At 56.9% G+C, this 22,603-nt stretch carries 18 protein-coding genes; 9 read left to right on the forward strand and 9 right to left on the reverse strand.

Features of this window, described 5'->3' with window-relative positions:
- The first annotated feature begins 60 nt into the window (after nt 1-60).
- From mrcB to fhuB, 6 genes are all read left to right on the forward strand, one after another.
- The gene (gene mrcB / locus PGH32_RS19055) at nt 61-2,613 is read left to right on the forward strand and encodes a bifunctional glycosyl transferase/transpeptidase (RefSeq protein ID WP_314421652.1); all 2,553 of its coding nucleotides are present in this window, start codon (nt 61-63) and stop codon (nt 2,611-2,613) included.
- Between the two features lie 286 nt (nt 2,614-2,899).
- On the forward strand, nt 2,900-3,634 hold the full coding sequence (locus PGH32_RS19060) for an acid phosphatase (protein WP_337894848.1): 735 nt from the start codon (nt 2,900-2,902) through the stop codon (nt 3,632-3,634).
- Between the two features lie 244 nt (nt 3,635-3,878).
- Nucleotides 3,879-6,080, forward strand: coding sequence for a ferrichrome porin FhuA (gene fhuA / locus PGH32_RS19065; RefSeq protein ID WP_337894849.1), 2,202 nt, complete (start codon nt 3,879-3,881; stop codon nt 6,078-6,080).
- Nucleotides 6,081-6,128: 48 nt separating this feature from the next.
- A complete protein-coding gene (gene fhuC, locus PGH32_RS19070; protein ID WP_314421060.1) occupies nt 6,129-6,923 on the forward strand; it encodes a Fe3+-hydroxamate ABC transporter ATP-binding protein FhuC in 795 nt (264 codons plus the stop codon).
- Between the two features lie 9 nt (nt 6,924-6,932).
- Complete coding sequence (gene fhuD, locus PGH32_RS19075) at nt 6,933-7,814, forward strand: Fe(3+)-hydroxamate ABC transporter substrate-binding protein FhuD (RefSeq protein ID WP_337894850.1); 882 nt, start codon at nt 6,933-6,935, stop codon at nt 7,812-7,814.
- Nucleotides 7,814-9,790, forward strand: a complete 1,977-nt coding sequence (fhuB, locus tag PGH32_RS19080) for a Fe(3+)-hydroxamate ABC transporter permease FhuB (protein WP_314421056.1) — start codon at nt 7,814-7,816, stop codon at nt 9,788-9,790. The genes fhuD and fhuB overlap by 1 nt, the downstream gene beginning before the upstream one ends.
- Nucleotides 9,791-9,911: 121 nt before the next feature.
- Here the strand turns inward: fhuB and hemL are convergent, their stop codons facing one another.
- Nucleotides 9,912-11,192, reverse strand: a complete 1,281-nt coding sequence (gene hemL / locus PGH32_RS19085; RefSeq protein ID WP_337894851.1) for a glutamate-1-semialdehyde 2,1-aminomutase — start codon at nt 11,190-11,192, stop codon at nt 9,912-9,914.
- A 274-nt stretch (nt 11,193-11,466) separates the two neighbouring features.
- On the opposite strand from hemL, the gene erpA reads away from it, so the two are divergent.
- Nucleotides 11,467-11,811 carry an iron-sulfur cluster insertion protein ErpA gene (gene erpA / locus PGH32_RS19090; RefSeq protein WP_105595431.1) on the forward strand — a complete coding sequence of 115 codons (345 nt, stop codon included), beginning with the start codon at nt 11,467-11,469 and terminating at the stop codon, nt 11,809-11,811.
- 74 nt (nt 11,812-11,885) lie between these two features.
- Here erpA and PGH32_RS19095 read toward each other — a convergent pair whose 3' ends face one another.
- The 3 genes from PGH32_RS19095 to mtnN form a co-directional block, all read right to left on the reverse strand.
- Nucleotides 11,886-12,143, reverse strand: a complete 258-nt coding sequence (locus PGH32_RS19095; RefSeq protein WP_337894852.1) for a hypothetical protein — start codon at nt 12,141-12,143, stop codon at nt 11,886-11,888.
- Between the two features lie 141 nt (nt 12,144-12,284).
- Nucleotides 12,285-13,079 (reverse strand): vitamin B12 ABC transporter substrate-binding protein BtuF, encoded by a 795-nt coding sequence (gene btuF / locus PGH32_RS19100; RefSeq protein ID WP_337894853.1) that lies wholly within the window; start codon nt 13,077-13,079, stop codon nt 12,285-12,287.
- On the reverse strand, nt 13,072-13,770 hold the full coding sequence (mtnN, locus tag PGH32_RS19105; protein WP_337894854.1) for a 5'-methylthioadenosine/S-adenosylhomocysteine nucleosidase: 699 nt from the start codon (nt 13,768-13,770) through the stop codon (nt 13,072-13,074). The genes btuF and mtnN overlap by 8 nt, the downstream gene beginning before the upstream one ends.
- Before the next feature lie 89 nt (nt 13,771-13,859).
- Between mtnN and dgt the strand changes: the two genes are divergently transcribed.
- Together dgt and degP are read left to right on the forward strand one after the other, a co-directional pair.
- Entirely contained in the window at nt 13,860-15,365 is a 1,506-nt protein-coding gene (gene dgt / locus PGH32_RS19110) for a dGTPase (RefSeq protein WP_337894855.1), read from the forward strand.
- 147 nt (nt 15,366-15,512) lie between these two features.
- Nucleotides 15,513-16,958 carry a serine endoprotease DegP gene (degP, locus tag PGH32_RS19115; protein ID WP_314421024.1) on the forward strand — a complete coding sequence of 482 codons (1,446 nt, stop codon included), beginning with the start codon at nt 15,513-15,515 and terminating at the stop codon, nt 16,956-16,958.
- Between the two features lie 101 nt (nt 16,959-17,059).
- On the opposite strand, the gene PGH32_RS19120 is transcribed toward degP, so the two are convergent.
- The 5 genes from PGH32_RS19120 to PGH32_RS19140 form a co-directional block, all read right to left on the reverse strand.
- On the reverse strand, nt 17,060-17,452 hold the full coding sequence (locus PGH32_RS19120) for a DUF3461 family protein (protein ID WP_314421023.1): 393 nt from the start codon (nt 17,450-17,452) through the stop codon (nt 17,060-17,062).
- A gap of 334 nt (nt 17,453-17,786) precedes the next feature.
- Complete coding sequence (dapD, locus tag PGH32_RS19125) at nt 17,787-18,611, reverse strand: 2,3,4,5-tetrahydropyridine-2,6-dicarboxylate N-succinyltransferase (RefSeq protein WP_314421022.1); 825 nt, start codon at nt 18,609-18,611, stop codon at nt 17,787-17,789.
- A gap of 96 nt (nt 18,612-18,707) precedes the next feature.
- Nucleotides 18,708-21,365, reverse strand: a complete 2,658-nt coding sequence (gene glnD / locus PGH32_RS19130; protein WP_314421021.1) for a bifunctional uridylyltransferase/uridylyl-removing protein GlnD — start codon at nt 21,363-21,365, stop codon at nt 18,708-18,710.
- Nucleotides 21,366-21,452: 87 nt separating this feature from the next.
- Entirely contained in the window at nt 21,453-22,247 is a 795-nt protein-coding gene (gene map, locus PGH32_RS19135; protein ID WP_314421020.1) for a type I methionyl aminopeptidase, read from the reverse strand.
- Complete coding sequence (locus PGH32_RS19140) at nt 22,231-22,521, reverse strand: hypothetical protein (RefSeq protein ID WP_337894856.1); 291 nt, start codon at nt 22,519-22,521, stop codon at nt 22,231-22,233. Before PGH32_RS19140 ends, map begins: the two co-directional genes overlap by 17 nt.
- Nucleotides 22,522-22,603: the final 82 nt, after the last annotated feature.

A 22,603-nucleotide genomic window follows, 5' to 3' on the forward strand; every position in this document is an offset into this window, starting at 1 on the left:
GCCAGAGTAAGACGAGAGTAGTCGGCGTTGCCGACGCCTGCCTCAGGAGAAATGAAACGAATGTCTGACGATCGCGAGCCTATCGGGCGCAAAGGTAAGCAGCCCAAGCCAACGCGGAAAACTGCGGGAAAAGGTCGCTACAGGGATGAAGAATATGATGAATATGAAGATCGGGATGATGACCAGGAAGACGAGGAGGTAACCCCGGTGCCACGTAAGGGAAAAGGAAAGCCGCCGCGTAAAAAACGGGGCTGGCTACGTTTGCTGTTCAAGCTGCTGCTGATCTTTATTGTGGCGATGGCCGCCTATGGCGTTTACCTGGATTCACAGATCCGCAGCCGAATTGATGGCAAAGTCTGGCAGCTGCCGGCCACGGTCTATGGCCGTATGGTCAGCCTTGAACCGGGTATGTCCTATAACAAAAAAGAGATGATTGCTCTGCTGGAAGGGACACAGTATCGCCAGGTGACGCGTATGACGCGCCCCGGTGAGTTTACCGTCCAGGCCAACAGCATTGAAATGATCCGCCGCCCGTTTGATTTCCCCGACAGTAAAGAAGGGCAGATCCGCGCGCGTCTGAGCTTCAGCGGCGACAGCCTGAGCGACATTAAAAACCTCGATAACGGGCGCAGCTTTGGTTTCTTCCGCCTCGATCCGAGGCTGATCACCATGCTGCAGTCGCCGAACGGCGAGCAGCGCCTGTTTGTTCCCCGCGCCGGTTTCCCGGACCTGCTGGTGGACACGCTGGTGGCAACTGAAGACCGTCACTTCTATCAGCACGACGGCATCAGTTTCTACTCGATAGGTCGTGCGTTCCTTGCCAACATCACCGCCGGCCGCGCGGTGCAGGGCGGCAGTACGCTGACCCAGCAGTTGGTGAAGAACCTGTTCCTGACCAACGAGCGTTCACTGTGGCGTAAGGCGAACGAAGCCTATATGGCGCTGATTATGGATGCGCGCTACAGCAAGGATCGCATCCTTGAACTGTATCTGAACGAGGTTTACCTCGGTCAGGCGGGCAGCGATCAGATCCGCGGCTTCCCGCTGGCCAGCCTTTACTACTTTGGTCGTCCGGTGGACGAGCTGAGCCTCGATCAGCAGGCGCTGCTGGTGGGCATGGTAAAAGGGGCGTCGCTGTACAACCCGTGGCGCAATCCTAAGCTGGCGCTGGAGCGCCGTAACCTGGTGCTGCGTCTGCTGCAGCAGCAGAACGTTATCGATCAGGAACTGTACGACATGCTGAGCGCCCGTCCGCTGGGCGTACAGCCGAAAGGGGGAGTCATTACTCCGCAGCCCGCCTTTATGCAGATGGTGCGTAACGAACTGCAGGCGAAGCTGGGAGATAAGGTGAAAGATCTCTCCGGCGTGAAGATCTTTACCACCCTGGATTCGGTTTCGCAGGATGCGGCGGAGAAATCCGTTGAGGATGGCATTCCGGCGCTGCGTAAACAGCGCGGCCTGAACGATCTGGAGACCGCGATGGTGGTGGTCGATCGCTTCAGCGGCGAAGTGCGGGCGATGGTCGGCGGTGCCGATCCGCAGTTTGCCGGCTATAACCGTGCGCTGCAGGCAAGGCGTTCAATTGGCTCACTGGCTAAACCGGCTACCTATCTGACGGCGCTGAGCCAGCCGGACACCTACCGGTTGAACACGTGGATTGCCGATAATCCGATCTCGCTGAAGCAGCCTAATGGCCAGGTCTGGCGCCCGCAGAACGACGATCATCGCTTCAGCGGCCAGGTCATGCTGGTGGATGCGCTGACCAACTCGATGAACGTGCCGACGGTGAATCTGGGGATGACGCTCGGTCTGCCGCAGGTGGTGGATACCTGGACCAAACTGGGCGTGCCGAAAGATCAGCTGCAGCCGGTTCCGGCAATGTTACTGGGCGCACTGAACCTGACGCCGATTGAAGTGGCGCAGGCCTTCCAGACTATCGCCAGCGGTGGCAACCGCGCGCCGCTGTCGGCGCTGCGTTCGGTGATTGCTGAGGATGGCACCGTGCTGTACCAGAGCTTCCCGCAGGCGGAACGCACGGTCAGCGCGCAGGCGGCTTATCTGACGCTGTACACCATGCAGCAGGTGGCGGATCACGGTACGGCGCGTGCGCTGGGTGCCAAATATCCTAAAGCGATGCTGGCAGGAAAAACCGGTACCACCAATAACCTGGTCGACAGCTGGTTTGCCGGGATCGACGGTAAAGAAGTGGCGATTACCTGGATTGGTCGCGATAACAACCAGCCGACCAAGCTGTACGGGGCCAGTGGGGCGATGCAGCTCTATCGCCGCTATCTGGAAAACCAGGCGCCAATGCCGCTGCAGCTGACGCCGCCGGAAGATATCGCCCGGATGAACGTTGATTCTGCCGGTAACTTTGTCTGTGGCACCGGCAGCAGCAGCTGGCGGTCATTACCGGTATGGACCACTGACGGTGATGCACTGTGCCAGCAGCAACAGCAGCAGTTCGACCAGCAGCAGCACATGCTGCAGCAGAACGCTAATCCGCAGCAAAATCCTCAGGGCCAGCCGCAGACTCAGCCGCAGCAGCCTCAGGACCAGCAAAAGGACAGCGACGGTGTGGCTGGCTGGATTAAGGACATGTTTGGCCAGTAGTTAGCACACTAATACAGGAGTATCCGGGGAGAGCCTCTCCCCGGAAATAGCCTGAATAACGCTACGACAGTATTTAAAAACCGAATGCGATATTATTATCGATTCGGTTTTTTTTATTATCTTTTTCCCTTATTACTTTCCTGAATTTACGCTTAACTTTGACTTTGTGTGCGATATAAATTCTTATTTCTTTTCATTTTGTTAAAACTGGATCGCGGCCGCATTTTTTAGCGCTCTGCTTCAGAGAGGATACTGGCGCAAATTAACGCTATTAAAAGGATGTTGCATGAAACATAATTTAATCGTTTCCGGTTTACTGTTCAGCGCTACGTTACTTTCAACCTCAGCCGTTCAGGCCGGGGGCCAGACGGAAGCAAAACCCGCCCCGCTTCACGAAGAGTCTTACACCGTCGACAGCCTTTACTATCTGCCTCCGCCGCCGAAAGAAGGGGATGCGGCATTTGAGAACGACAAGGCGGCCTATCTTAACGGCTTCAAAATGAAGGGTTCGGCACGCTGGAAGCAGGCCGCGGAGGATGCCGATCTTCATCAGGCTAACCAGGCAAAAGTCTGGTCGGAAGTGCTGGGAGTGAATATCAGTGAGGCGACGACACCCGCAACCTGGAAAATGCTGGGGGAATTACTGGTGGTGGGGGCAGACTATGCCAGCAACCGGGCGAAGCAGCATTATATGAGAACCCGTCCGTTCGTGGTGTTTAATAATCCGACCTGTTTACCGGCCGATGAGCCGGCATTAAGAAAAAATGGTTCCTATCCTTCCGGACATACTGCCTTTGGGACGGTGACGGCGCTGACGTTCTCCCAGGCGAAACCGGAACGGGCAAAAGAGCTAATGAAGAAAGGCTATGAGTTCGGCCAGAGCCGGGTAATTTGCGGCGCCCACTGGCAGAGCGATGTTGACGCGGGTCGATATGTTGGCGCAACGGAATATGCGCGACTGGAAACGCTGCCTGAATTCCATAAACAAATAGAACAGGTTAAAGCCGAACTTCATCCGTAAGTATCTTTAATCTATTTCCAGCAGGATTATTGATGAGTTATAGATAATTATTATTCGGGCAAATAATAATCCCCTTTCGGGTTACGTGGGCAATGTGCACGTAGCCCTTTCTGTGTTTCCCGCAGCCGATTTTTTCTTGCAGAACTTGCTTTGTTTCGCATATTATCTAATCGTTATAATAATAATTCTCGTTTAGCTTCACATTTAACACTCACTCATCACTCTTTGTTCAGAGAAAAGCAACATGGCCCATTCGCGTGATTTTTCAGCAAATAATTCAATCATAAACACCCGTAAGCATCAGCTGGCAATTTTTGTCACCCTGGCGCTGGCGGGGATCGGCAATGCGATTGCCGCCGGTGAACAGACGATCACCGTTAGTGCTAACGCCGCGAATGGACCGCAGGAAAGTGCATGGGGAGCTTCACCGACAATCGCAGCAAAACACTCTGCGACCGGGACCAAGACCGATACGCCAATTGAAAAGAACCCGCAGTCCGTGTCGGTGGTCACCCGCCAGGAAATGGAGATGCGTCAGGTTCAGTCAGTTAAAAAAGCGTTTGGCTATACGCCGGGCGTGGTGGTGGGTAACCGCGGCTCCTCGAACGTCATTGACGCGCTGGCGATCCGTGGCTTCAGCGAAACCAACACCAACCAGTATCTGGACGGCATGAAGCTGCAGGGGGATAACTACTCCGAGTTTAATCTCGACCCGTACTTCCTTGAGCGGGCTGAGCTGCTGCGCGGTCCGGCATCCGTGCTGTACGGTAAAAGCAACCCGGGTGGGGTTGTCGCGCTGGTCAGCAAACGCCCGACCACCGAAACCCTGCGTGAAGTGCAGTTCCAGATGGGGAGCGACAATCTCTACTCTACCGGGTTTGATTTTGGCGGTGCGCTGGATGACAACAACGAATTTTCTTATCGTCTGACCGGCCAGGCCCGCAGCCAGGATGCCCAACAGGAGATGAACAAAGAGAAGCGTTACACCATTGCGCCTTCGTTCAGCTGGCAGCCAAATGATAAAACCAACTTCACCTTCCTCAGCTATTTCCAGAATGAGCCTGAAACCGGCTACTACGGCTGGCTGCCGCGTCAGGGGACGGTGGTGCCGCTGATTGATTCCAACGGGAATCAACATAAGCTGCCAACCAACTTTGACGAAGGTGAAGACAGCAACAAAATTTCCCGCAAGCAGCAGATGGTGGGATACAGCTTCGATCATCAGTTCAATGATACCTGGACCGTACACCAGAACCTGCGTTATGCGAAGGTCACCACCGACTATCGCAGCATCTACGGCAACGGTTTTAACAGCGCCACCAATGAGATCACCCGCGGCGTGGCTCTGTCGCAGGAAGAGCTGAACACCTTCACCGTGGACACCCAGGCCCAGGCGAAATTTGCCACCGGTGATGTTGATCATACCCTGCTGATGGGCGTTGATTATCTGCGGATGCGTAACGATATTGATGCCAATTTCGGTTCGGCTGACCCAATCAGTGCGATTAATCCGCAGTATGGTAACGACAGCTACACGCTTAACTTCCCTTACAAGTATCTGAACAAGCAGGAACAAACGGGTCTCTATACTCAGGATCAGATGGAGTGGAATCGCTGGGTGCTGACGCTGGGCGGCCGCTATGATTTCGCCACCACCTCAGCCTATAACCGCACCGGTGACAGCACTGCTGAAAAACACGATCAGCAGTTCACCTGGCGTGGCGGTGTGAATTACCTGTTTGATAACGGTATTGCGCCGTACTTCAGCTACAGTGAGTCGTTCCTGCCTACATCGGGTACGACCTATGGCGGCCAGCCATTCGATCCGTCACGGGCTAAGCAGTATGAAGCCGGCATGAAATACGTTCCGAAAGATCGTCCGATCGTGATCACCGCCGCGGTATATCAGCTGACTAAGAATAAAAACCTGACCGGCGACCCGGATCATGATTTCTTTAGCGTACAGAGCGGTGAGATGCGTTCACGCGGTGTGGAGCTGGAGGCGAAAGCCGCCGTTAATGCCAATATTAACGTGACCGCTTCTTACTCCTTTACCGATGTAAAATACACGCATGATACCGATCTGCAGGATCAGCGCCCGGTGCAGGTGCCAAGAAATATGGCTTCCCTGTGGGCCGACTACACCTTCCATGAAACGGCACTCAGCGGCCTGACCATCGGCAGCGGCGTGCGCTACGTGGGTAACAGCGTTGGCCAGTACAGCACCGGAACCGATATCAATAAAAACTTCAGCGTGGCCTCCTACTCGGTGGTTGATGCTGCGGTGAAATACGATCTGGGTCGCTTCGGTCTGCCGGGCTCTTCCGTGGGTGTGAACGTCAACAACCTGTTCGATCGCGAATACGTTGCCAGCTGCTACCGCGACTACGCCTGCTACTGGGGCGCGGACCGCCAGATTATAGGTACCGCCACCTTCCGTTTCTAAATGTCTAACCGGGCGCGGTTTGCCGCGCCCGCCAATCAGAAGATCGCTATGCAACCTCAGCACGCTACAGAAACGACTTTCACTCTCGATCACGTCAGTTTTACCGTCCCTGGCCGAACGCTGCTTCAGCCGCTGTCTCTGGCCTTTCCCGCCGGAAAAGTCTGCGGGCTGATTGGTCACAACGGTTCCGGGAAATCCACGCTGCTTAAAATGCTCGGTCGCCACCATGCCGCTACGGCAGGGCAGGTGATGCTGAACGATCGCCCGGTGGCCGACTGGCAGAATAAAGCCTTCGCCCGTGAAGTGGCCTATCTGCCCCAGCAGCTGCCCGCTGCCGAAGGAATGACGGTGCGTGAACTGGTGGCGATTGGCCGCTATCCGTGGCACGGCGCGTTAGGGCGGTACGGTATTGAGGACCGTGAACGCGTGGATGAAGCGATTGCGCTGGTGGGGCTGAAGCCTTTTGCACAACGTCTGGTAGACAGCCTCTCGGGCGGTGAACGTCAGCGGGCGTGGATCGCCATGCTGGTGGCGCAGAACAGCCGCTGCCTGCTGCTGGATGAACCGACTTCCGCGCTGGATATTGCCCATCAGGTTGAAGTGCTGGCGCTGATCCAACGCCTCAGCCGCGAACGTGGCCTGACGGTGATTGCCGTACTGCACGATATTAATATGGCCGCCCGCTACTGCGACCACCTGGTGGCGCTGCGCGGGGGTGAAATGATTGCTCAGGGCGATCCCGAGGCGATTATGCACGGTGACGTGCTGCAGGAAATTTACGGTATTCCAATGGGGATATTGCCGCATCCGCAGGGTGGGGCACCGGTAAGCTTTGTTTACTAAGGATTGATTGTGACCCCGGATATCACACGCCGCCGTCTGCTGACGGCGCTTGCTTTTTCTCCGCTGCTCGCCCATCTACCCGCTATAGCCCAGCTGCCGAACGAAGATCGCATTATCGCGCTGGAGTGGCTGCCGCTGGAGCTGCTGATGGCACTGGGCGTGACGCCGATGGGTGCCGCCGAGCTGTTCAATTACCGCCAGTGGGTCGGCAAGCCGGAGCTGCCGGCTTCGGTTGTCGACGTTGGCCTGCGCACCGAACCTAACCTTGAGCTGCTCACTCAGATGCGGCCGTCGCTGATCCTCTATTCTCAGGGCTACGGTCCCGATCCGGCCCGCTTCGAGCGTATCGCGCCGGGCATGGGTTTCTCCTTTAACGATGGTAAAGGTAAACCGCTGAGCGCCGCCCGCGACTCGCTGATGGCGCTGGCTAAACGCATTCAACGCGTGCCGCAGGCGGAGGCGCATCTGGCCGAACTGGATGCGCTGATCCTGCGGGTGAAAACCCGGCTGGCGGCGCGACCGCAGCGCCCGCTGCTGCTGATGTCAATCTTCGACGCACGCCATGCCATTGTCTTCAGCGCGAACGGGCTATTCCAGCAGGTGATGGACGATCTGGGTCTGATTAATGCCTGGAAAGGGGAGAGCACCTTCTGGGGCAGCGTGGTGGTGGGGATTGAACGCCTGGCCGACATGCGCGACGTTGAGGTGATTAACTTTGAGCACGACAACCAAAATATTATCGATCAGGTGACGTCCGCTTCCCTCTGGCAGTCGCTGCCGTTTGTTCGCGAGGGGCGTTTCCGCCAGGTGCCGCGCGTGTGGTTCTACGGCGCAACGCTGTCGGCCATTCAGCTGATCCATACTCTTGACAGCGCGCTGGGGGAAAACTGATGAAAGCGTATCGTCTGCCCGTTTTCCTGCTGCTGCTGCTGTTCGTTTCCGCGCTGATGCTGACCATCAGTAACTTTAAGCATCACCTGCCGGTGGATCAGTGGCTGCTGGCGCTGCGTTCCCCGGATGCCGATAACATCCGGCAGATGGTGTTCCATCACAGCCTGCTTTCGCGGCTGGCGCTGTCGCTGCTGGTTGGAGCCGGACTGGGGCTGGTCGGCCTGCTGTTCCAGCAGGTGCTGCGTAATCCGCTGGCCGAGCCGACGACGTTGGGCGTGGCCAGCGGTGCCCAGTTGGGGATTACCGTGGTGACGCTGTGGAGCCTGCCTGGTGGGCTGGTCACGCAGCAGCTGGCGGCGACCATCGGGGCGGTGACTATCGGCCTGCTGGTGTTCGGCGTGGCCTGGGGGAAACGCATGTCGCCGGTGACGCTGATCCTCGCGGGGCTGGTGCTGTCGCTGTATTGCGGTGCGGTAAACCAGATTTTCGCCATTTTTAACCACGACCAGCTGCAAAATATGTTCCTGTGGAGCACCGGTTCGCTGAACCAGATGGACTGGAGCAACGTCAGCTTTATCTGGCCGCGCCTGCTGGCCGGTGTGGTGCTGACGCTGCTGATGCTGCGGCCAATGACCCTGATGGGCCTGGACGACGGCGTGGCGAAAAACCTGGGCCTGGCGCTGTCGCTGGCGCGCTTTGCCGTGCTGGCAATCGCCATTCTGATCAGCGCCTCGCTGGTGAATGCTGCCGGAATTATCGGCTTTATCGGGCTGTTCTCACCGCTGCTGGCGAAGATGCTCGGCTTCCGTCGCCTGTTCAGCCGTCTGCTGCTGGCTCCGCTGATTGGTGCGCTGCTGCTGTGGCTGGCGGACCAGTGCGTGCTGTGGCTGACCGACCGGCTGGGGGAAATCTCGACAGGTACGGTCACGGCGGTGATCGGCGCGCCGCTGCTGCTGTGGCTGCTGCCGCGTCTGCGGACCGGCGGCAGCGGACCGGCGATGAACTTCGGCGATCGCATCCCCGCGGAACGCCAGAACGTGCTGCTCTGGTCGCTGTGCGGCGGTGGGGTTGTGCTGGTGCTGGCGGCAATCGCACTGAGCTTTGGCCGCAACGCCGATGGCTGGGTGTGGGCAACCGGCGATCTCTGGCAGCAGCTCCTGCCGTGGCGTGGTCCGAGGCTGATTGCGGCGCTGGCTACAGGAATGATGCTCGGCGTGGCGGGCTGCATGGTGCAGCGCTTGACCGGGAATGCGATGGCCAGTCCGGAAGTGCTGGGTATCAGCTCAGGCGCCGCCTTTGGCGTGGTGATTATGCTGTTTATCGTTCCCGGCGATGCGTTCGGCTGGCTGCTGCCCGCCGGCACGCTGGGGGCGGCGGTGACGCTGCTGATTATCTCCCTGGCCGCCGGGCGCGGTGGCTTTTCGCCGGAACGTATGCTGCTGGCGGGGATGGCGCTGAGTACGGCCTTTACCACCATTACCATGCTGCTGCTGGCCAGCGGCGATCCGCGCATGGCCAGCCTGCTGACCTGGATGGCTGGTTCGACCTACAAAATTGATGCGCCGCAGGCGCTGCGAACGGTGGCAATCGCCGCGGTGCTGATTGCGCTGGTGCCGCTGTGCCGCCGCTGGCTGACCGTGCTGCCGCTGGGTGGCGTGACGGCGAAAGCGGTGGGCATGGCACTGACGCCTTCTCGGCTGGCGCTGCTGCTGCTGGCGGCCTGCCTGACGGCGGCGGCGACATTAACGATTGGGCCTCTGAGCTTTGTCGGACTGATGGCACCGCATATGGCGCGTATGCTCGGCTTCCGCCGCGCGTTGCCGCAGCAGGTGATGGCGGCGCTGTTGGGCGGTGGCCTGATGGTCGCGGCCGACTGGTGCGGACGGATGCTTTCCTTCCCCGATCAGATCCCGGCGGGGCTGCTGGCGACCTTTATCGGTGCGCCGTACTTTGTGTATCTGCTGCGAAAGTCGTGATGAAAAAGATAAACCCCACCGGAAAGTGGGGTTCATCAGCAATCTGAACGGGGCGAAAGCCCCGTTTTTTTATACTGCGGTCAGTGACAGATGGCCGCCGACGCGATGCAGGATAGTGCGATTACAGCTTAGCGAAACTGCGGCGTGCAGCAGAAACGGTGCGCTCAATGTCTTCTTTACTGTGTGCCAGCGACATAAAGCCCGCTTCAAACGCTGACGGAGCGAGATACACCCCTTCTTCCAGCATCAGGTGGAAGAAGCGCTTAAAGCGCTCGACGTCGCACTTCGTCACGTCGGCATAGCTGGTGACGGTTTCGGCATCGGTGAAGAACAGGCCAAACATACCACCAACGTGATTCACCACCAGTGGGATATTTTCCGCCGCAGCGGCCTGCAGCAGGCCTTCCGCCAGCTGGGTGGTCAGATCGGTCAGCGTGGCATGGGTGCCCGGCTGTGAGATTTCGGTCAGGCAGGCAAATCCTGCCGCCATCGCAATCGGGTTGCCGGAAAGCGTACCCGCCTGGTAAACCGGGCCGACCGGAGCCAGTGCATCCATCACCTCACGACGCCCACCGAATGCGCCAACCGGCATACCGCCGCCGATAATTTTACCCAGGCAGGTCAGGTCCGGCTCAACGTCATAGTAGGCCTGCGCGCCCGCCAGCGCCACGCGGAAACCGGTCATCACCTCATCAATAATCAGCAGCGCGCCGAACTCATCGCACAGCGCGCGCAGGCCCGGCAGGAATTCCGGCAGCGGTGGGATGCAGTTCATATTGCCGGCCACCGGCTCAACGATGATACAGGCGATATCCTCCGGATACTGCTCGAAGGCGGCGCGCACGCTGTCCAGATCGTTATAGGTACAGGTCAGCGTATGTTTAGCGAAATCGGCCGGTACGCCCGGAGAATTGGGCTGGCCGAGGGTCAGGGCGCCGGAACCGGCTTTGACCAGCAGGCAGTCCGCGTGGCCGTGGTAGCAGCCCTCAAACTTGATGATTTTATCGCGGTGGGTGAAGCCGCGCGCCAGGCGAATGGCGCTCATGGTGGCTTCGGTTCCCGAGTTAACCATGCGTACCGTATCCATGGTCGGGACCAGTTCGGTCACCAGCTGGGCCATTTTCACTTCCATCTCGGTTGGCGCACCGAAGCTCAGGCCGCGCTCGGCCGCTTCGATCACCGCATTACGGATGGCGGGGTGATTGTGACCGAGAACCATCGGTCCCCAGGAGCCCACGTAGTCGATATAGGCTTTGCCGTCGGCATCAAACAGATAAGCACCGTTAGCACGTTCGATAAAGAGCGGCACGCCGCCGACGCCGGTAAAGGCTCGCACCGGCGAGTTCACGCCGCCGGGGATGAATTGCTGCGCCTGAGCGTACAGGTTTTCAGACTTACTCATGGAACCGCTCCTGATTATTCATTAAAAACCCGTCTATTCTAAGGGAACACCCCCGCGAAACGAAAGGTCAGAAAAAATTAACTCACCGGCGGTGCTTGTATTCGCCGGTATCAGCCCGCACTCTGAGTTCCGTAGGGCAACAGAACGTGACGACCGCACAGGGTGGTACAGCCTTAACTTGATTGCTACCCCGGCGTATAAGATAATAGCCCTAACAATGGTCGAATAATGACCTGTCAGGCAAGTGGCCTGAGTGCATCCTGGAGTATTTTAAATGAGCGACGACGTAGCCGTACCCCTGCAGTTTACCGAAGCTGCGGCCAGTAAAGTGAAGAATCTGATTTCCGATGAGAACAACCCGGATCTGAAACTGCGCGTGTACATCACCGGCGGTGGTTGCAGCGGTTTCCAGTACGGCTTCACTTTTGACGATAAAATTAACGACGGCGACATGACCATTGAGAAAGCGGGCGTGGCGCTGGTTGTCGACCCGATGAGCCTGCAGTATCTGGTCGGCGGCGCGGTGGACTATACCGAAGGGCTGGAGGGTTCGCGCTTTATCGTCACCAACCCGAATGCGAAGACCACCTGCGGCTGCGGTTCCTCCTTCAGCATTTAACCGCTTCTCTCCTGAGATTATCCAGGCCTGCCCGGTCAGGGTAATCACCCGGCACGATAGTGCCGGGAAGGGTTTTACCATTCAACGGTAATCAGCCTTCTCTCCCAATCGGTTTGCGTTTTTTTACTGAGAACAGCCTCGGTAATTTTCGGCTGGGTGTCGCCCGGGCTGCCACAGACGACGGCAGGCATGTGTGAGGTCGCTGACGGACTGCCATTAACCTGGCACGGTGGTGCAATAATCGTGAGCTGTACGCCAATGGTGCCGCTGCTGGCTGCCACACAGGCATGCGCCGCCATTATCAGTCCCAGAGACAGATAAACGGTTTTCATGATCTGATTTTCCTGGTGTATCAATAAGGCCTGTTGGCCAAAAATCAGGTAGCACGCGCCTGCGCGGCTACCGTATTGCTATTTCACGCTACTGGCCAAAAAGCGACATTCAGTGCGTGATTCTTAACTGTTTTATGGATCTTACTTTCTGTCGGGCTGTAGCTGAGCACAAATCTGCCGGGCTGCCAGAATGATGCGCGGCCCGGCCCGGCTGAACCAGTCGTCGTTGACCGCATAAACCGGCACATTGAGCTGCGGCTGCCAGAACCGGGCAACCGTCACTGCCCGGGCGGCATCACCCGGTATCACGATCGCCTGTGGCTGACGCACCAGTACCTGCTCGCGGCTGACCTGCGGCCAGGGCACGCGGCTGTCGGAAAAAATATTCTCTCCGCCGCAGAGCCCGAGCACTTCGTTCTGCAACGTATTCTCCGCCGCGGTAAACAGCGGCTTCATCCCAAACTGCACAAACACCCGCCTGCGCTGCGGCTGCCGATAGCGCTGCTGCAGATCGTCGAACTGCTGCTGAAGTGTAACCGCGGCCTGTTCGGCCTGCTGCGCCCGCGGGCTGAAGTCAGCAAGCTGACGCAGGCTGGCAATAAGACGGCCGACCGAGTCCGGGTCCAGCCACAAAACCTTAACGCCCAGCGACTGAAGCTGTTCAATCTGGCGGGGGGATGTTCCTCCGCGCCAGGCGATGACCAGATCGGGCTTCAGGCCCAGCAGCCTTTCGGTATTAATTCCCTGCCAGCTGGCAACGCGCTCAATACTTTTCGCCGCCGGTGGGTAATCCGAATAGTCGCTGACGCCAACCGGGGTGATGCCGGCAGCGAAGGCCAGTTCGGTAAGGTTAGGGGCCAGCGTCACCACGCGCGATGGCGCTGCCGCTGCGGCAAACGTCAGCCACAGCAGCAGGGCGGTCAGGCATTTAGCCATTGGCCAGCTGGGCCAGCAGCGTTTCAACCATCAGAGAAGACTGCGTGGCCGCAACGGCCAGGAACTCGTCAAAGCTGAGATGAGATTCCTTATCTGCCACGTCGGAGATCGCGCGGACCACTACAAACGGCGTGCCGAACTGATGGCAAACGTGGCCGATTGCCGTGGCTTCCATCTCGACGGCGATCGCCTGTGGGAAGGTGCCACGAATGCGCGCCAGCGGCTCTGCACCATTGATAAAGGCGTCGCCGCTGACCACCAGGCCGCGCACCGCATTCAGCTGCAGATCGCTGATGCACTGCTCAGCCGCCGCAATCAACCTGTCGTCGGCTTTAAACGCTGCCGGGCAGCCGGCCATCTGGCCAGGTTCGTAGCCGAAGGCGGTCACGTCGGCATCGTGATAGCGCACTTCATCAGAAACGACGATATCGCCCACTTTCAGCGAAGGGGCCAGGCCACCGGCGGAACCGGTGTTAATAATAAAATCGGGTTTGCACAGTTCCAGCAGCAGCGTGGTGCCCAGCGCGGCGGAGACTTTACCGATGCCGGATTTCAGCAGGGCAACCTCGACGCCATTTAGCGTACCGGTATAGATTTCGCAGCCTGCCAGCGTCAGCGTTTGACGGTTTTCAATCTTGTCACGCAGCAGCGTAACTTCCTGTTCCATTGCACCAATAATGCCTGCTTTCATGGGGATACTCGCTATTTCAGTGGAATTTTTCGTGGTTTTCGGCGCATAGTCTATCATGGCAACATGATGGAAATAACAGGGAACACCGGATGACCGGGATCGACTTTCGCAAAAAAATTAACTGGCAGCGCTGCTATCGACCTTATGAAGGCGAGAAGGACGAGCATGAAGTCCTGCGTATTTTTGAAAGCGATCGCGGGCGGATCGTGAACTCGGCGGCCATCCGTCGCCTGCAGCAGAAAACCCAGGTTTTTCCGCTGGAGCGTAACGCCGCGGTGCGCACCCGCCTGACGCACTCGCTGGAGGTGCAGCAGGTTGGCCGCTATATTGCCAAAGAGGTGCTCACCCGGCTGAAGGAACAGGGGCAGCTTGAGCCGCTGGGGCTGTCGCAGCTGACCGGGCCGTTTGAAAGCATCGTTGAGATGGCCTGTCTGATGCACGATATCGGCAACCCGCCGTTTGGTCATTTCGGCGAGTCGGCCATTAACGACTGGTTCGGCCAGCGGCTGGATGCGGGCTGGCAGCCGCAGAGCGCGGCGGCCGATCGCTGTGAGGTGGCGGTTTTACGCAGTAAAGACGACGATCTTGACCCGCTGCGTGCAAAGATTCGTCAAGATTTATCCCACTTTGAGGGCAATGCGCAGGCGATCCGCATGGTGCATACCCTGATGAAAATGAACCTGACGTGGGCGCAGGTCGGCTGTATTTTAAAATATACGCGCCCGGCCTGGTTTACCGGCGATATTCCCGCCAGCCATCGTTATTTGATGAAGAAGCCGGGTTATTATCTTGCAGAAGAAGAATATGTCGCAACTTTGCGGAAGGAATTAGATTTAGAGTCACATTGCCGTTTTCCGCTCACCTATATTATGGAGGCGGCGGATGATATCTCCTACTGCGTTGCCGATCTGGAAGATGCGGTAGAAAAAAACATTTTCACCGTTGAGCAGCTTTACGACCATTTATATCGACTTTGGCCGCAACATCAGCCCGGCGACCTGTTTTCTGAGGTGATTACCGTTGCGCTGGAAAAGTCGCGCAGTCCGCGGTCCAGCCGCAGTAACGAAGACCAGTTCTTTATGTACCTACGGGTCAACACCGTTTCGCGGCTGGTGCCGCATGCCGCAAGCCGTTTTATCGATAATCTGCCGGCGGTGTATCACGGCGAATTTAATGAAGCCCTGCTGGAGGACGGTAGCCCGCACAGCCTGCTGCTGGATATCTTCAAAAAAGTCGCTTTTAGTCATGTCTTTAACCATCCCGAGGTTGAACAGCTGGAGCTGCAGGGATACCGGGTAATCAGCGGGCTGCTGGATATCTACCGGCCGCTGCTACAGCTCACGCAGCAGGAATTCAGCGAGCTGGTGGAAAAAGATTATCTGAAAGGATATCCGATCGAAACCCGGCTTTTTCACAAGCTCTCCACCCGTTTTCGCCAGGCCTATAATGAAGCGGTTGAACGGCTGGATAAAACACCCGCCGAGACTGAAATCTGGGAATATTATTATCGCGCCCGTCTGTTACAGGACTACATTAGCGGAATGACTGACCTGTACGCCTGGGATGAGTACCGCCGCCTGATGGCGGTAGAATAAAAAAGACCGGTGATGAGTTTTGTAAAGATGGACAATACTTTTTTACTTTTCATCAATATTCAAACATGAACTTCGCGCTAAAAAATTAATCTCAATGACACGACCGCAGCAATGGTTACTTAACTGAATCACTTGAGAATCCAACGAATGAAAAAAACAACGTTAGTACTAAGCGCACTGGCCTTCAGCATTGGACTGGCAATGAACCCTGTTACCGCCAGTGCCGCTGAAACCGCGTCATCATCCACGTCGACTCAGCAGCTGCCAAGCCTGGCACCGATGCTGGAAAAAGTCATGCCTTCCGTTGTCAGCATCAATATTGAAGGCAGCACGACGGTACGTACTCCACGTCTGCCTCAGCAGTTCCAGCAGTTCTTTGGCGATAATTCTCCTTTCTGCCAGGACGGTTCACCGTTCCAGAGTTCGCCAATGTGCCAGGGCGGCCAGGGTGGTGGCGGTGCGGGCGGGGATGACACCCAGCAGCAAAAATTCCGTGCGCTGGGATCCGGCGTGGTGATTGATGCCGCTAAAGGCTATGTGGTCACCAACAACCACGTGGTGGATAACGCCACTAAAATTCTGGTTCAGCTGAGCGACGGCCGTAAATATGACGCGAAAGTCATCGGTAAAGATCCGCGCTCTGATATCGCGCTGATCCAGCTGAAAGATGCCAAAAACCTGACCGCAGTGAAAATTGCCGACTCCGACAGCCTGCGCGTAGGGGATTACACCGTGGCTATCGGTAACCCATATGGTCTGGGCGAAACCGTGACCTCTGGCATTGTATCCGCGCTGGGCCGTAGCGGCCTGAACGTTGAAAACTATGAAAACTTTATCCAGACCGATGCCGCCATCAACCGGGGTAACTCCGGCGGTGCGCTGGTTAACCTCAACGGCGAACTGATCGGGATTAACACTGCGATTCTGGCACCGGACGGCGGTAACATCGGTATCGGTTTCGCTATCCCAAGTAATATGGTGAAAAATCTGACCGGCCAGATGGTTGAGTTCGGCCAGGTGAAACGCGGTGAGCTGGGGATTATGGGTACCGAGCTGAACTCCGAACTGGCGAAGGCAATGAAAGTGGATGCCCAGCGCGGTGCGTTCGTCAGCCAGGTACTGCCGAAGTCCTCTGCGGCGCAGGCCGGGGTGAAGGCCGGTGACGTGATTGTTTCCCTGAACAAAAAGCCGATCTCCAGCTTTGCCGCGCTGCGCGCTGAAGTCGGATCGCTGCCGGTAGGCACGAAGATGGAACTGGGCCTGATCCGCGATGGCAAACCGCTAACGGTGAACGTTGAGCTGCAGCAGGGTGCGGGCGTGAAGGTGGATTCCGGCACGATTTACACCGGCGTGGAAGGTGCTGCACTGAGCAACTACGACAGTAAAAACGTGAAGGGCGTGAAGGTCGACAGCGTGAAAGCCGGTTCGGCCGCCGCGCGCATCGGTCTGAAGAAAGACGATGTGATCCTCGGGGTTAACCAGCAGCCGATTACCAATCTGGGCGAGCTGCGTAAAATCCTGGATGCGAAACCGTCCGTGCTGGCGCTGAATATTCAGCGCGGCGACAGCAGTATTTATCTGTTGATGCAGTAGTGATTGAGCGACGGTCGGTTATCCGGCCGTCGCTGACGGACAATAAAAAAAACGGTGCTATCTGATAGCACCGTTTTTTTTATTCTGCTGAACGCAATGAATTAACGACCGCCGCGGGTCAGCTTATCCAGGTCAGATTCGATTTCAGCGATCTTATTCGATACCACACTTTCCAGGTGACGCAGATCGTCAAGGATTTTGCGTTTCAGATCGACTTCAACCCGATCGCGCTGGCAGATCTGATCCAGTTCATCAATCACATAGCGCAGGTTCGGGCTGATTTCCTGAATTTCTTTGTAGCCCTGGCTGGCGTTATCGGCCACCACGGTTTTACGCTGGCGTGGATATTTAAATTTGACGCTTTTGGCAAAGAACTCGCCTTTATCCTTACGGAAATAGATTTTCAGGATGTCGTTATTCGCTTCCTGACGCAGGCTGTAGCGATCGATATCTTCAGGCGAGGTAATACCGAGACCTTTTAAATTGTCATACATAGCATTGGTTCCTTATAAGTTAGGTGACGATCCGGCTGCGCGTCGTGACTACTGCGTTGTGCAGAGCTGGCCTTCCTCACGTACTTGATACGTTGCGGTGGCTGCGCGCTTACGCCTTGTCTTCACTTAGCTCGTGTGTTTCAAACTACGGTGTATCCGAAGGATGCATCTGAAACAGTCAGGATCGTTTAAAATTAATACTGGAATTAACTGGCGCGGATTATACGCCTGGAATGTGCGCAATATCACTATCTGGTGAAAGGCAAAAAAGCGGTTGTGTAACGAAAAAGCGTAAAGAAAAGATTACGGGCCGCCGAAGCAGCCCGCAGAGGAATCAGTCGATGGTACGCAGTAGCTCGTTAATACCGACTTTGCCACGGGTTTTCGCGTCAACTTTCTTCACGATAACCGCGCAGTACAGGCTGTAGCTGCCGTCTTTAGACGGCAGGTTGCCGGAAACAACCACTGAACCGGCTGGCACGCGACCGTAGTGAACTTCACCGGTTTCGCGGTCATAGATTTTGGTGCTCTGGCCGATGTAAACGCCCATGGAGATCACCGCACCTTCTTCTACGATCACGCCTTCCACGACTTCAGAACGCGCACCGATAAAGCAGTTGTCTTCGATGATGGTTGGGTTAGCCTGCAGCGGCTCCAGTACGCCACCGATGCCCACGCCGCCAGACAGGTGTACGTTTTTACCGATCTGCGCGCATGAACCCACGGTCGCCCAGGTATCCACCATTGAGCCTTCATCCACATAGGCACCGATGTTGACGTAAGATGGCATCAGCACGGTATTGCGGGCAATGTAGGCACCCTGACGAACTGCCGCTGGCGGCACGACGCGGAAGCCTTCTTTCTTGAAGCGCGCATCATCGTAGTCAGCGAATTTCATCGGAACTTTGTCGTAGTAACGGCTCTCTGCGCCATCAATTACCTGATTGTCATTGATGCGGAAAGAGAGCAGAACGGCTTTCTTCAGCCACTGATGCGTCACCCACTGGCCGTCAATTTTTTCTGCTACACGCAGGGCGCCGCTGTCCAGCAGAGCGATAACCTGATTAACCGCTTCGCGGGTAACGGTGTCAGCATTTGCTGGGGTGATGTCAGCACGGCGCTCAAAGGCCGCTTCAATAACATTCTGTAACTGTTGCATGGTGTCTGCTTTCCTGGTTCTGCCATCCCGTTAAACAACATAACAATGCGGTTTATAAGGCTTTACGGAGTGGCGAGGTTAAAAAGTAAATCCGGGTCACACTTTATCGTTTGGATTAAGGGCCTCTGTCAACCGTTGTTGCAGCACTTCGCGCATTTCTGCATCTAATGCCCGCCGATCGCTGTTGGCGAGGATAAATAAATCCTCTACCCGCTCCCCAATCGTACTGATCCGTGCGCCGTGTAGTGAAATATTCAGGTCGGCAAAAACTTCCCCTACGCGGGCCAGCAGCCCCGGCTGATCGAGGGCGATCAGTTCAAGGTAGGTGCGGCGGTCGGTGTGGGTCGGCAGGAAGTTGACCTCGGTATCCACGTTAAAGTGCTTCAGCCGCGCCGACTGGCGACGGGCACGCGGCGGCTGCCAGCTGCTCTGGGTGATTGCCTGTTCCAGCGCGTGGCGGGTCAGCTCATGCCGGTCCGCCGACAGCGGGCTGCCGTCCGGCTCCAGCACGATAAAGGTATCCATCGCCATACCGTCACGGCTGGTAAAGATCTGCGCATCGTGCACGCTCAGGTTGCGGCGATCCAGCTCACCGGCAACGGCGGCAAACAGATAGGGGCGGTCCGGGCTCCAGATGAAAATTTCGGTGCCGCCGCGCGTCGCCTGTGGGCTGACGAGGATCATCGGCTGGTCAAGGTCGTGCTTCATCAGGTGCCGCGCATGCCAGGCCAGCTGGTTCGGCGTGTGGCGCAGGAAGTAGTCGGCGCGGCAGCGGCCCCAGATCTGATGCAGCGCCTCTTCGTTAATATTATCCATCCGCAGCAGGGCCAGCGCCTGCAGGCGATGGTGACGCACCCGCTCGCGCAGGTCGGGGCTGTTTTCCATGCCCCGGCGCAGCTGCTTCTCGGTGGCAAAGAACAATTCGCGCAGCAGGCTCTGCTTCCAGCTGTTCCACAGGGTTTCATTGGTGGCGCAGATATCGGCGACGGTCAGACAGACCAGATAACGCAGGCGGTTTTCGTTCTGCATCACTTCGGCAAACTGCTGGATAACCGTGGGGTCCTGAATATCCCGACGCTGGGCGGTGACCGACATCAGCAGGTGATGGCGCACCAGCCAGGCAACCAGCTGGGTTTCCCGCGAGTTCAGGCCGTGCATTTCGGCAAACTCCAGCGCATCCTGCGCGCCGAGAATCGAATGGTCGCCGCCGCGCCCCTTAGCGATATCGTGGAACAGGGCGGCCATCAGCAGCAGTTCCAGCTGCGGCAGGCGCGGCCACAGCTCCACGCAGAGAGGATGAAGGGAGCGGGTTTCTTCGTTCGCAAAGCTCTCCAGCTTTTGCAGCACGCGGATGGTGTGTTCATCAACCGTATAGGCGTGGAACAGATCGAACTGCATCTGCCCGACGATGTTGCTCCACTGCGGCATATAGGCCCACAGCACGCTGTGGCGATGCATCGGCACCAGCGCACGGCTGACCGCTCCCGGATGACGCAGAATCGACATAAACAGCTCGCGCGCAATCGGGATAGTACACAGCGGCTGTTTCAGGTTGCGCCGGGCGTGGCGAAGATGGCGCAGGGTTGTAGAGTAGATACCGGTGATTTTGGGCGTGCGCACCATGGTGTAAAACATGCGCATGATCGCTTCCGGCTCGCGGTTGAACAGCGTCTCATCACGCAGATCGATCAGTGAGCCGCGCAGTTGAAAATCATCATCGACAGGCCGCGGCTTTTCGTCAGTGGGCAAGGCCAGGATAGCTTCATCAAACAGCTGAAGCAGCATCTGGTTCAGCTCGCCCACCCGGCGGGTCACGCGGAAGAAATCCTTCATCATGCGCTCGACCGGCTCATTGCCTTCGCCCTGATAGTTAAGACGCCGGGCAACGTTAAGCTGGCGATCGAACAGCAGGCGGTTATCGTAGCGGGTCAGTGTCAGGTGCAGGGCGAAGCGGATCCGCCACAGGAAGCTCTGGCATTCGTTAAGCTCATTGCGTTCCGCCTGGGTCAGAAAGCCAAAGCCAACCATCTCATCCAGCGACGTTGCGCCGAAGTGGCGGCGGGCCACCCACAGCAGAGTGTGGATGTCGCGCAGGCCGCCGGGGCTGCTTTTTATATCCGGCTCAAGATTGTAGCTGGTGCCGTGATAGCGCTTATGGCGCTCCTGCTGTTCGCCAATTTTTGCGGCGAAGAAGCGGTCGGAGGGCCAGAAACCGTCGCTGAATACGTTTTTCTGCATCTCAAGGAACAGCGCCAGATCGCCGGTCAGCATGCGCGACTCAATCAGGTTGGTGGCGACGGTCAGGTCTGACAGCCCTTCCAGCAGACACTCTTCCAGCGTACGCACGCTGTGGCCGACCTCAAGCCGAAGATCCCACATCAGCGTCAGCAGCTCGCTGGTGCGCTGGGCATCGGCATCGGAAAGCGGTTTGCGGCTGAGGATCAGTACGTCGATGTCGGAGAGCGGATGCAGCTCACCGCGCCCGTAGCCGCCCACTGCCACCAGCGCGATACCTTCTTTTTCCGGAAAGCCGAAGAAGCGCCACAGACGGCGCAGCAGGCGGTCAATGAATAGCGTGCGTGCGGCAATCAGGCTTTCAGCATCCTGCCCTGCATCGAAGGCACCGGCAAGATGTTGTTGAAAGTTATCCAGATGATTTTTCAGGAATTCGCGAGTGATTTCAGCATCTTCCCAGAGTATGGGCGATTTGGTTAATATTTTCAGCGTGCTGGCTTGGGTCACATCTTTACTCATTTCACCGCTCCGGACAGATTACTGCAGACATTAAAAAGCCGGCGGATGCCGGCTTCAGACTCACTGTAAGGGTCGATTTTATGGCGATTAGCCTTCGTGCGTCAGAACGGACGGAAGGGTTTCATCTTTACGCAGCGTCATAATTTCGCAGCCGTTTTCCGTTACTACAATAGTGTGTTCATACTGTGCGGACAAGCTGCGATCTTTGGTTTTTACCGTCCAGCCGTCTTTCATCGTGCGGATGCGGTAATCACCGACGTTCACCATCGGTTCGATAGTGAACGCCATGCCGGCCTGCAGCACCACGCCGCCGTCATCAGCATCGTAGTGCAGAACCTGGGGTTCCTCATGGAAGCCCTTACCGATACCGTGGCCGCAGTATTCGCGCACCACCGAGAACTGCTCGGCTTCAACAAACTTCTGAATTTCACGGCCGAGGGTACGCAGGCGAATGCCCGGCTTCACCATGCGCAGCGCCAGGTAAAGGCTCTCCTGGGTCACACGGCACAGACGCTCGCCCTGGATGGTGGGTTTACCAACGATAAACATGGTAGACGTATCGCCGTGATACTCATCTTTGATGACGGTGACGTCGATGTTGACCACGTCGCCGTCCTTCAGGATTTTTTCGTCACTTGGAATGCCGTGGCACACCACTTCGTTCACGGAAATACACACCGATTTCGGGAAGCCGTGGTAGCCGAGGCAGGCGGAAACGGCCTGCTGTTTGTTGACGATATGATCGTGGCACAGACGGTCCAGCTCCCCGGTGCTCACGCCGGGTTTAACGTGAGGTTCGATCATCTCAAGAACCTCGGCGGCGAGGCGGCCGGCCACGCGCATTTTTTCGATTTCTTCAGGTGTTTTAATTGAAATTGCCATTCATCAAGTCCGCATTTGTCGTCATATTCGACAATAATAAAGAAAGTACCGTAATGGTAACAGCCCGTCCGGACGCTGCCAATTGTCGTTTATGGCGATACCCTTTCGGCAACGGAGCGGGTACGGCGATGCGGGTTAAACCAGCAACAACTGTTGGCGTCTGTGGCGGGTTTATGGTATAAAGCGCGCCGACGATTCTTTGTTCGGTGGGTTTTTCCTCCGGCGAAGAACGCGAAAATCTCACATTGTGTAAATAACACACACGTATCGACACCTTACTCCGGGGTGCCCAAAAGCGTTTACGTTTTTGTGGTCGGTTGTATGGGATACGTGGAGGCCTAACCCCAATCAAACTA

Source organism: Erwinia sp. SLM-02, from assembly GCF_037450285.1.
Lineage (GTDB): Bacteria > Pseudomonadota > Gammaproteobacteria > Enterobacterales > Enterobacteriaceae > Erwinia.